Genomic DNA, 9,431 nt, shown 5'->3' with positions numbered 1-9,431 from the left:
GAGCTGACGGACTATTGTCGGAAGAGTAGTGGCTATACTCTGCCGTGGTTAACTGAGTGTTGGCTCTAGAAGAGAGTGTGTCGGAAGTAAAAAATGGCTGAAATCCTTATCTAGTAAGAGTTTCACTTGCTACTTTGCGGCTGGTGTCAGCTTCGCTATTTCTGGGCCAAACTCCAGACTCAAGCTTATCCTAGATTAAAAATTGGTCTGCAAAGCTGACATCAAGATGATTTTTTAATCGCAAAAAGGTTGTAAAGATTTGAACCTTCACACATATCATCTTGTTCAACCAAAATTTGATATTCATGCTGTTGTAGCAGAATGAGAATCTGGTTTAATCGTCCCTCTATATCATGGACTTCCAGGACAATTTGCTTAATTTTATGCCAATCATTTTCCTTGATACCTGTGATGATATCCCATTCACTTTTTTGAACATCAATTTTGAGTAAATCTATTTGTTCGACATGATACTCAGCAATCACATCAGAAAGTGTTCTTAGTTGGCAAGTATAGGTTTCACTTTCAAACCTGTCTTCTAATAATTCATCTATTAAATCATCAGCGTCTTGCATCACCTGCTCCATTCCTGTTATACCTTGCCGCCGTTGATTGAGCTGATTGAGCATAATCGTCCGCAAGACTTTTTTCTCTTCCTTCACGTCAGCATAAAAAGATGACATTCCAGAATTCTTAAGATAAAAAGTGAAAGTTGCCGTTTTGGTTTGATTGGATAGCCCACAATTAAAGAGCTTTGCATTAAATCCGTTTCGAGATATGTTGAAACGCATAATCTCAAACAGAGTTGGAGCAGGTTCAAATGTATAGACGGTAATATTTTTTTGTTGTTGATGCACAAACAGCGTAAACAAACCGATGTTGCCTCCCACATCAAAAATGCAGTCCCCGTCTTTGAGAGTAATGCCATGTCTTAGATATATTTGCTTTTCAAATATATCCTTATAAAAATACTCAGCTTCAACTTTAGTTTGGTAGGCGATTTCCATATTATTCGGCAACTTGCAGCGTCGAGTCGTGATAATTTCGGAGAATTCACCCTGAGCATTAGCTACACTTTCCCTCGGTTGAATTTTATTATCCATACTTAACTCACCTGATAATTTCATGGCAAAAATACTGAAGTATTGATTTGATTGCGACGAACTTCATTGTGCTTACCTCACGCTTGACGCATAACGTTCGCGCTCATCGGACGCAGACAACCTTTATTTAATTGTGCCTTCTTAATCATCACATATAGCACTTGTCCGTTCTGTACTATTCATATCGATAACTTCATAACCAGTTTCATTATGAATAACTTCTTTAATATCATTTTTATATTCCTTTGTAGGTTCATTACTTGAACCAAATCTGTGCCCATTAATCGCACGAGAAACCCAACTAATCCCTAGAGTATTGGAATCCTGCAGCTTTATAAAAAATCCTATGTTCTGGCTGCAAAAAGTTTTGCGATCGCCTTTTTATTCGTTAGTTTAGCTTTTTTAATTGTGAATGTTTGGAATTATTTATTATGGCAATATATTAGTCGAAAAAGAAGAGGAAGCCGACAAATTTTATCCCAGTTATTTACTCTCAAACAAATGCTGGAATTTTTACGTCAAACCATTGATCATCGTCATGAAGTAGCTCACCAAATTTTCTTGCCTTCGGTTTGACATAAAGTTGGTTAATGCTCTTAAATCATAAGTTTTTTGGATTGATGGGGCGGCCTTCGCTGCCCTTGAAGGAATTCCAAGTTAACAATATCAGTGTAAAGTAAACTATTTGAATAGAACTTGCGATAATAGTGGTTTGAGCAAGACCAAGAACAGCTATGACCCTGACCCCGACTGGATTTGCGCCAATTAAACCCCTGGAAAGGGACATCATGCAATGTCTGATTGAAGATAAGCGCTCTTCTAACACCAAGCGGGCTTATGCTACGGATTTGGGGTACTTTTTTCAATTCGCTTACGGTTCTAAACCTACACCAGAAATGGTCAAGGCGTTTCTCTCTCTCTCTCGTCGGCAAGCTGTAAGTTTGGTGTTGCAATGGAAAGCTAGCATGATGTCTGCTTCTTTGGCAGAGGCTACCGTCAATCGCAGGTTAGCAGCGATCAAATCTTTAGTTAGGTTTGCTCATGAAAAGTTTGATGCCTGTGAATGGACGTTAGATGCCGTCAAAGGGGAAAGGGTAGAAAGTTATCGGGATACTACCGGGATTGGGCCAACCGATTATCGCCGGGTAATTTCATTGTGCGATCGGGCCACCGTACAAGGGAAACGAGATTACGCTATCTTACGGTTACTCTGGGATAATGCGCTGCGCCGGGGTGAAATCTGCCAATTGGATGTGCGAGATTTTGACGCGGCAAGGAATCAATTGTGGATTTTAGGTAAGGGCAGGGGCGACCAAAAGGAATTGATAGATTTGGCAAGTCCCACTGCTATCGCAGTATTAGATTGGGTGGAGCATAGTCAGTTAGATGCTGATGCACCTTTGTTTGTCTCTCAGGCTTTTGCGTCTGTTGGACATCGGTTAACAGGGGAGGCAATTAGATTGATTGTAGTTGGTTATTGTCAACGAGCGGGGGTTACTAAGGTGATGAGTCCCCATCGGGTGAGACATTCTAGTATTACTGCTAGTTTAGATGCGGGTTTGGATGTACGGAAAGTGCAAAAGTTGAGCAGGCACAAGAGTATTGAAACTCTGCTGAAATATGATGATAATCGACAGCGGATTCAAGGGGAAATTAGTGATTTGTTGGCTGGGTTGATTTAAAGCAGGGTTAGGAGAAAGTGATGAGTATTGAAGAAGCAATTTTAGTGCATTTGAGAGTTTTACCGCCTGAAAAGCAACAGGAGGTTTTAGATTTTGCGGAATTTCTCCGCTTGAAAACGGTTAATCCTAAACCATTGAATCTAACTCCTCAATCTTCATTAGGAGAACGGTTAAGACAAATTCGGGGTAGAATTGTTGCTTCTGGGACACCGTTGTTAAATAGGGAGGAACTGGAAAAAGAAGTGGCTAGTCGTCGAGGTGGAATAGAAAATAAAGAGGAATGAAACGAACTTTTATTGATGCTGGAGTGCTAGTTGCTGCGGCTCGTGGCGTGGGGGACATTTCTGAAAAAGCGTTAGAAATTTTGCTTGATTCCGACCGAGAATTTGCATCCAGTATTTTTATTAAATTGGAGGTGTTGCCCAAGGCAGTTTATAATCGACAAACTGATGAAGCTGAGTTTTATGAAACGTTTTTTAATGCAGTAACTTACTGGGCTAATGATGTGGAAAGAATTATTGAAGAAGCTTATAGAATTGCTTGCACTTATGGTTTAGCTTCAATGGATTCTCTTCATGTTGCGGCAGCATTGTTGGTTGGTGCTGAGGAATTGGTAACAACAGAAAAGCCAACAAAGCCCATGTATCGAGTGACTGGTATTCAAGTTATTTCTATTTTGGATTAGTTTTTTATTGGACACAAAAATAAAATGACCGCCACCTGATTACTGCTGGCAGTAAATCAGTAATTACTGCATTACTTAAATGATTAATGCCTTACTGACTTACTGCATTACTTAATGCAGTACTTACTTACTGCATTACTCTTCTACGTCTTTAAGAGTTTCATCCAGCAGCATTCGGACAATCTCTGCTTTCTTCTTACCTGTCTTCGCTGCCAAAATTGACAGCTTCCGGTGCATCGACTCTGGCAGATCTACAGTAAATCGGATAGTAGCTTCTTTGGCTGAGGTTTGAAACATAGTTGCTAATGTAGACTCCGTTGGTAAGGGCCGGGTGGGAACGTTGGCGATTGGCTGTTCCACAGGTGGGGGAGGTGTTTCGGATGCTGGTTGTTCCTGGTTGTTGACAGGTCGATCGATCTTTTCACCGTAAACGAATTCAATCGCTAAGGAATCTCCTAAAGATTTGCGGGGTTTCTTATTCATGGCAACAAGGCGAAAATTTCTTTAAATAGCCGCTCGTACTCTTTAGCGGATTCAGTAGCAGGGCGACCGGGTAAGTCCCAAACTGTAGCGGACTGACCTGAAGTATCAGCAATCGCCTGTTTTTGGTGAATTACAGTTTTGAGTAAGGTTACACCTGGGGTTTGTTCTAGTAAGGTCATCGCTTCATCCTTGAGCTTGGTGCCTTTGACGGCACGACTGAGAAACAGGGCGGCTGCTGGTGGCCCAGAGCGTACCGATTGGGCTTGCTTAATCAGGCGCACGGCATCGGAAGCACTTCGCAGATCTACACCGCTGGGTTGCACTGGGACAATAGCTAAATCGGCTCGGAATAAAATCGCTCTGGTTTCTTCGGCTAAACTGGCTGGGCCATCTACTACCAGATAGTCATACTCTGTCACCAGTCCGGGGATTTGTTCCAACAAGTCATCAGGTGTCTGAATCACTTTAAACTCAACAGTTGCTTCCATGCCTTTGAGCCACAGTGAGCTTGACCGTTGGGCATCGGCATCGATGAGCAATACTTTTTTCTTCTTCTTGGCAATCAACCAATAGGCGAAATGCACGGCAGTAGTGGACTTGCCACACCCCCCTTTTTGGTTGATATACGCAATTACTGCCATACTTGCTGCATTACTTACTGCATTACTTACTGCATTATGGCAGCAATGCAGTAAGTTGTCACCTTCGGGAGCAGGTTAGCTTCTTAGCGAATATAATGAACTAAATTATTCGCTAAGAAGCCATGCCCAGGAAAAGCCCATTAGATGTACTTGCTATTCAACTCGACAAGCTGACTGAAGCGGAACTTTTGGAAGTGCGTGCGATCGTCGATGCCCTTCTGGAAGTAAAAGCATTTCCTGAAAAGTCAGGCAGCGGACATATCGAGGTCAAAATGATTCCAGATAAAAAGCGGGGGAAATTTTATGGCCCCTACCGTTACCTGCGCTACTGGCAAGATGGTAAGCTGCGTACTCGCTATTTGGGTAAAGTGGAATCAGAATCGGCGTAGGGAAGCTTTTTGCCATGACATCTAACACAACATCACTACCGTTAGTACTAGAAGGAACCTGGGAAGAGATTTTAACTTTCTCTGCTCAACTCGCTGGACGCAGAGTGCGCGTTATCGTTCTTGAACCAGAAGAATCCCCTGAAAATCACTCTACCGCCTCTTCTTTGTTGAAGTATGCCGGGACTTGGGAAGGTGACGACCTTCAAGAGTGCCTGGAGATGGTTTATGATACACGCGGTCAAATAGGGGCTTAAGTTGTATCTGCTAGACACCAATCACTGTAGTCGCATTCTTGAGGGAGATCCGGTTGTCCTACGTCGTCTTCAAGAGTTAGGTGAAGTACCAGTAGCTACCAGCGTCATTGTTGGCGGCGAACTCATTTTCATGGCACAAAATTCAAAGCAACAAAAAGCAGCTAATTTAATCCGAGTCCAGACTTTTTTGCGTGGGATTAATATTTATCCAGTGGACAAAGAAACTGCTGATATCTACGGTGAATTTAAAGCAGAAATTATTGCTCGATTTGGCCCAAGAGAAAGAGTTAGACGCAGAACTACTCGGATTGAAGAATTGGGTGTGAGTGAGAATGATTTATGGATTGCTTCTACAGCTTTGCGTCATGGTTTGACGATTGTTTCCGCCGATAGTGATTTTCAAAGAATGCTCCAAGTGCGTGAGTTTTTATTGGATAGTTGGATATCGACAGAAGAAGTGAGGAATAGCGATGCTTGACAAGCGCGAAAGTCCAATCTATTGCTCAATCCTATTCTCCACAAGAACTGTTTGCGGCATTAGTTTGGCAACGTCGGTTCAACCAATTTGATGGCGAGGAAGTGATTACTGACCTTTCTCAACGTCCTGATTTATGGGTCAGCTTTCTGTTTACAAAGCCGATTTTTGCTGCTGACCCTGATGGACTAAGCTTTGGTGGCGTGATTGATACTTTGATTGCGATGGCTAACTACCGTCCGATGCCAGAAACCAGTATCATCCATTTTGTTGCTTATCCGGCAGATACGTTATATGTTCTGGCAGAGAACCGGGATACTACAGTTTCTCAGCTTTTGGACTTAGGTAAAAAGTGGCGTGCTGATTCAGTAGATGTCTGTGATGGTACGAGTGAAGAGTACGGTTTACGACTCAAGCGCCGACTGCTGACGCGATTGATGGATGCACTTGATGGTGAACCTGGAACACAAGTGCGTGATGCTGTTGTGATTTCTTATTGGTGGGATTGAACTAGTTTTGGCGAGATCTGTTATCCTAAATACCCAAATTAAGATAGTAACAAGTGCATTTTTACACTTTTGGGAATAAATTTCCTTAATGATTTCGATAAAAAAATTATGGGCGGTTATGGTTCTGGACGTTACGGAACGTTTGGTAAAAAGCCAAAAGATACGGTGGAAAGCGCCAAGTGCTTAGATATTCGGCAGCTTTCCCCGAAACCTACATTAGGGCAACAGGAAGCGCTTGCTGATAATGGTCAGGTAATTAAACTGGTTTGGACTAATTGTAATTATGGTGGTCAACGTCCCTGGTTCATTTGCCCAAAATGTCTTCGTCGGGTAGGGAAATTATACGATAATAGTCATTCGCTTCGGGGACTATCATTATTATTGAATTTGTATACTAAAGAAGCTAAAACTAAGGTTTTTAGATGTCGCAAGTGTTTAAATTTAGCTTACTTATCCACCAGGAAAACTAAAAGCCAACGGCTAAGGAGTAAGCAGTATAAACTCAAAGAAAAACTTGAAGCTAATTTGATACAGTTGGTTACTAATGGTCTGGTTATACCCAAGCCTAAAGGTATGCACATATCCACTTACCTGAAAATTATTAACCAAATTGAACTGTTAGAACTAGAAATTATGACTCAACAAATGCTAGAATTTGAGAAAAATTTTTATAGTTTGGCAAATTTAACGTTAGATGATAAATAATAAGTAATTCGCACCGTTTCAAGGAGAAACAACTATGGCAGTAGCAGGAAAATTGGAACTTACCATCAAAATCAACGACTTTCCCACCAATGTAGAAACGGCGGAAAACGGTTGGAAAAAGTTTGAGGTTGATTGTGATGGGCGAATTGCTAGTATTACAGTTAAACCAAAAGTATTTAAGAAGTTGGAAGAGGCACAAGCGAATTATCCGATGTGGGTAGCAGCGATCGCAGGGAAATTGGGCGACATAACTGATCAGGGATTTGTGTTGAATGAGCCAAATATCCAAGTGTTTGAGCGTAAGCCGAAGGCACCGAAAGAGCCAGTTGCTACACCATCTGCTGAATAAGTTCCTCCCCTCCACCAAAACCAAAAGTTTGTAAACCGTTTACAAGTACTAAACAAAACCGTATAGTTTGCCCTTGGTAACAGCTACGTGATATCTGGCGTTGATTCATCATACTTTTGGATGTGCGTCTGTTGTTATTCTCTAGCAGTAGGTTAACACAAGCATCTATTAAACAATTTAATGCCAGAATAGCAGTATTACTTTAATTACAGGTATATGCCCAAATAAAGGAGGTTCAGGAATAAATGGGAGAAATTACACTGAATAGACCATTACAGGTAAAACCTGAAACCGCAATTAGAGAAGATTTTGTAGATGTTATAAATAGCTTAGAGCTACTGATTAACTCAGAAAATGCTTCTTTACCAGTTGACGGAGTTAACAAAATTCACGATATCCAGTCAATACTAAATAACTTAAATAGCTCCAAAGAATCACCAATGAACTTCTTGATGAGGGCTAATGAGTTATATAAAGTCAGTAAACTAACTGATGAGATTATAGAAGCATACGGGGATTTTTTTACCAAAAGTGAGTATCAGAAGCTCAAAGAGATTAGTTCAAATAGTTTCTCTAATGCACAGTTAACACAGGGGCTTTATATCCTTTATGACAAGAAGCACCCAGAAAAGTATCTAGATTTATTAGGTGATATTTCATTAGGCGCAAATCTAGTGTCTAAAGGTTTGAGAAATTACCCCTTAAATGCAGAAAATTATGAAGGTTTAAAAGAATTAGGAGAGGGGCTACTCAGAATAACTGAGCAAATTGAAAAAGATCTAGACCAAGAAAGTCAAAAAAGCGAGCAAGAAGTTGAGCCAAATATTGAAGGTTGTCAGGTACTTAAGGAGTATATTTACTTAAATGCTGTCTCTATTCTTTGGTTAGTAGAACAATTTGAAAAGACAGTAGACACAAAAAAAGAAACAAATAGACCGACCATTAAAAATATTCTGAAGTTTCTCAAAACTTCAGAAGGAGGTTGGGCGGGAGACGACCTCGAAGAGTGTTTAGAATTTGTTAATGAAATTCGTTAGTTAGGAGTAATTGTGTATTTGTTAGACACTAACCATTGTACTTTTATTTTTATCCAAAAAGATTTAAGTGTATTGAATCACTTAATGAATCTACCGGAGGACAGTGAAATATTTATAAATAGCATAATTTATGGAGAATTAATACTTATGGCAGAGAAGTCTGAAAGAAGAGCAGAAAACTTAAACAATGTAGAAGAATTTGTTCAAGCATTCACTGAATTTATTTATCCAATAGATAAAGAAACATCGAAAATATATGGACAATTATATGCAAACGTTTTAAATTTCTTTGCCCCTAAAGACAAAGCCAAACGTAGGAAATTTAAAATAGAAGATGCTGGTGTAAGACAGAATGATTTATGGATTGCTTGCACTGCAATACAACATAATCTTACAATTGTGTCTGAAGATTCCGATTTTCAAATAATATCTCAAGCAAGGCAACTAAACGTTGAATGTTGGAAAACTACATAATAAGAGGCTTTATCTTCACCATGCCCCGTTACCGTTGGATCAGTTAACAGTTTCGGGGGTCGCACTTCTAGGAAATTTTACAGAACCAAACTTAGTATAAATTTTCTGCAAAAGAGCTTTGCGATCGTAAACGCGGTTTTTCGCTCGTTAATACTAAAGCAGCTTGCTCATTAACCACACCCAAATTGTGCTACGAGTGTCCCCCTTTTGGCAAGTCTACCACCTGTACGTTCGCTCATTTTTGAAGGGTAAGAGGAATTAATAGCTTACTGTGTAAGGCTTCAAGGTGATTGTGGAGCGCATGGTGGTGATACCGTGTAATACTTGGGAAAGGCTTGGTTAGTTTAACAATGTAATACACGGAATAAGAGTAATGTGGAAGCGGGACATTCAAGGCAAGTTCGCACTCAAAGACGATGATTACCGTCAAGTGCGCTCTTTAAGGGTAACTGATGAAACCTGGAAGGCTTTGGGGATAGCTGCTGAATGCTTTGGGATGACGAGAGCAGATTACTTGGAACCCACATTCCGCAGAAATGACTCAGATTTACTAATATTTTTGAAAAACTTACTATAAAAAATTATTTTATCCGCCTTATTTTAGGTGTAAATTCATTTTTGATATTCCTGATTAGGGAAAATTAA

The 9,431-nt window shown here is 40.3% G+C and carries 16 protein-coding genes; 13 read left to right on the top strand and 3 right to left on the bottom strand.

Going from position 1 to position 9,431, the window contains the following annotated elements; translation table 11 throughout:
• Positions 1–221 precede the first annotated feature (221 nt).
• Entirely contained in the window at positions 222–1,103 is an 882-nt protein-coding gene (locus tag IQ264_RS29610) for an FkbM family methyltransferase (RefSeq protein ID WP_193985780.1), read from the bottom strand.
• A gap of 408 nt (positions 1,104–1,511) precedes the next feature.
• Between IQ264_RS29610 and IQ264_RS29605 the strand changes: the two genes are divergently transcribed.
• The 4 genes from IQ264_RS29605 to IQ264_RS29590 all read left to right on the top strand — a co-directional run bounded on the left by IQ264_RS29605 (position 1,512) and on the right by IQ264_RS29590 (position 3,470).
• Positions 1,512–1,679: a hypothetical protein gene (locus IQ264_RS29605; protein WP_193985779.1), complete on the top strand. Its 168-nt coding sequence runs from the start codon at positions 1,512–1,514 to the stop codon at positions 1,677–1,679.
• 158 nt (positions 1,680–1,837) lie between these two features.
• A complete protein-coding gene (locus tag IQ264_RS29600) occupies positions 1,838–2,785 on the top strand; it encodes a tyrosine-type recombinase/integrase (RefSeq protein WP_193985777.1) in 948 nt (315 codons plus the stop codon).
• 20 nt (positions 2,786–2,805) lie between these two features.
• Positions 2,806–3,069 carry a DUF2281 domain-containing protein gene (locus IQ264_RS29595; RefSeq protein ID WP_193985775.1) on the top strand — a complete coding sequence of 88 codons (264 nt, stop codon included), beginning with the start codon at positions 2,806–2,808 and terminating at the stop codon, positions 3,067–3,069.
• Entirely contained in the window at positions 3,066–3,470 is a 405-nt protein-coding gene (locus IQ264_RS29590; protein WP_193985774.1) for a type II toxin-antitoxin system VapC family toxin, read from the top strand. The genes IQ264_RS29595 and IQ264_RS29590 overlap by 4 nt, the downstream gene beginning before the upstream one ends.
• Before the next feature lie 135 nt (positions 3,471–3,605).
• On the opposite strand, the gene IQ264_RS29585 is transcribed toward IQ264_RS29590, so the two are convergent.
• Positions 3,606–3,953 (bottom strand): CopG family transcriptional regulator, encoded by a 348-nt coding sequence (locus tag IQ264_RS29585; RefSeq protein ID WP_193985772.1) that lies wholly within the window; start codon positions 3,951–3,953, stop codon positions 3,606–3,608.
• Positions 3,950–4,594, bottom strand: coding sequence for an AAA family ATPase (locus tag IQ264_RS29580; RefSeq protein WP_193985770.1), 645 nt, complete (start codon positions 4,592–4,594; stop codon positions 3,950–3,952). The genes IQ264_RS29585 and IQ264_RS29580 overlap by 4 nt, the downstream gene beginning before the upstream one ends.
• A 122-nt stretch (positions 4,595–4,716) precedes the next feature.
• Here IQ264_RS29580 and IQ264_RS29575 point away from each other — a divergent pair, with 122 nt between their 5' ends.
• The 9 genes from IQ264_RS29575 to IQ264_RS29535 all read left to right on the top strand — a co-directional run bounded on the left by IQ264_RS29575 (position 4,717) and on the right by IQ264_RS29535 (position 9,363).
• Positions 4,717–4,983 carry a hypothetical protein gene (locus tag IQ264_RS29575; protein ID WP_193985768.1) on the top strand — a complete coding sequence of 89 codons (267 nt, stop codon included), beginning with the start codon at positions 4,717–4,719 and terminating at the stop codon, positions 4,981–4,983.
• A gap of 14 nt (positions 4,984–4,997) precedes the next feature.
• Complete coding sequence (locus IQ264_RS29570; RefSeq protein WP_193985767.1) at positions 4,998–5,237, top strand: hypothetical protein; 240 nt, start codon at positions 4,998–5,000, stop codon at positions 5,235–5,237.
• 1 nt (position 5,238) lies between these two features.
• Positions 5,239–5,715, top strand: coding sequence for a type II toxin-antitoxin system VapC family toxin (locus tag IQ264_RS29565; protein ID WP_193985765.1), 477 nt, complete (start codon positions 5,239–5,241; stop codon positions 5,713–5,715).
• Positions 5,712–6,221 (top strand): hypothetical protein, encoded by a 510-nt coding sequence (locus IQ264_RS29560; RefSeq protein WP_193985763.1) that lies wholly within the window; start codon positions 5,712–5,714, stop codon positions 6,219–6,221. Before IQ264_RS29565 ends, IQ264_RS29560 begins: the two co-directional genes overlap by 4 nt.
• Before the next feature lie 108 nt (positions 6,222–6,329).
• Positions 6,330–6,926 carry a hypothetical protein gene (locus tag IQ264_RS29555; protein WP_193985762.1) on the top strand — a complete coding sequence of 199 codons (597 nt, stop codon included), beginning with the start codon at positions 6,330–6,332 and terminating at the stop codon, positions 6,924–6,926.
• A 34-nt stretch (positions 6,927–6,960) separates the two neighbouring features.
• Complete coding sequence (locus IQ264_RS29550; RefSeq protein ID WP_193985761.1) at positions 6,961–7,275, top strand: fertility inhibition FinO-like protein; 315 nt, start codon at positions 6,961–6,963, stop codon at positions 7,273–7,275.
• A 245-nt stretch (positions 7,276–7,520) separates the two neighbouring features.
• Positions 7,521–8,312: a hypothetical protein gene (locus IQ264_RS29545; protein ID WP_193985760.1), complete on the top strand. Its 792-nt coding sequence runs from the start codon at positions 7,521–7,523 to the stop codon at positions 8,310–8,312.
• 12 nt (positions 8,313–8,324) lie between these two features.
• Positions 8,325–8,786 (top strand): type II toxin-antitoxin system VapC family toxin, encoded by a 462-nt coding sequence (locus tag IQ264_RS29540; RefSeq protein ID WP_193985759.1) that lies wholly within the window; start codon positions 8,325–8,327, stop codon positions 8,784–8,786.
• A 373-nt stretch (positions 8,787–9,159) separates the two neighbouring features.
• Positions 9,160–9,363, top strand: a complete 204-nt coding sequence (locus tag IQ264_RS29535; protein WP_193985782.1) for a hypothetical protein — start codon at positions 9,160–9,162, stop codon at positions 9,361–9,363.
• Positions 9,364–9,431 lie beyond the last annotated feature (68 nt).

Origin of the sequence: [Phormidium] sp. LEGE 05292, from assembly GCF_015207735.1 — a bacterium.
Classification (GTDB): domain Bacteria; phylum Cyanobacteriota; class Cyanobacteriia; order Cyanobacteriales; family Aerosakkonemataceae; genus Floridanema.
Note: the sequence above shows the minus strand (reverse complement) of the source record. Positions and strands in the feature narration are given on the sequence as shown.

Bases quoted from the DNA above. Each gene is read 5' to 3' on its own strand.
- IQ264_RS29610 (WP_193985780.1), bottom strand. From the start codon at position 1,103: ATGGATAATAAAATTCAACCGAGGGAAAGTGTAGCTAATGCTCAGGGT.
- IQ264_RS29600 (WP_193985777.1), top strand. From the start codon at position 1,838: ATGACCCTGACCCCGACTGGATTTGCGCCAATTAAACCCCTGGAAAGG.
- IQ264_RS29595 (WP_193985775.1), top strand. From the start codon at position 2,806: ATGAGTATTGAAGAAGCAATTTTAGTGCATTTGAGAGTTTTACCGCCT.
- IQ264_RS29590 (WP_193985774.1), top strand. From the start codon at position 3,066: ATGAAACGAACTTTTATTGATGCTGGAGTGCTAGTTGCTGCGGCTCGT.
- IQ264_RS29585 (WP_193985772.1), bottom strand. From the start codon at position 3,953: ATGAATAAGAAACCCCGCAAATCTTTAGGAGATTCCTTAGCGATTGAA.
- IQ264_RS29580 (WP_193985770.1), bottom strand. From the start codon at position 4,594: ATGGCAGTAATTGCGTATATCAACCAAAAAGGGGGGTGTGGCAAGTCC.
- IQ264_RS29575 (WP_193985768.1), top strand. From the start codon at position 4,717: ATGCCCAGGAAAAGCCCATTAGATGTACTTGCTATTCAACTCGACAAG.
- IQ264_RS29570 (WP_193985767.1), top strand. From the start codon at position 4,998: ATGACATCTAACACAACATCACTACCGTTAGTACTAGAAGGAACCTGG.
- IQ264_RS29555 (WP_193985762.1), top strand. From the start codon at position 6,330: ATGGGCGGTTATGGTTCTGGACGTTACGGAACGTTTGGTAAAAAGCCA.
- IQ264_RS29550 (WP_193985761.1), top strand. From the start codon at position 6,961: ATGGCAGTAGCAGGAAAATTGGAACTTACCATCAAAATCAACGACTTT.
- IQ264_RS29545 (WP_193985760.1), top strand. From the start codon at position 7,521: ATGGGAGAAATTACACTGAATAGACCATTACAGGTAAAACCTGAAACC.
- IQ264_RS29535 (WP_193985782.1), top strand. From the start codon at position 9,160: ATGTGGAAGCGGGACATTCAAGGCAAGTTCGCACTCAAAGACGATGAT.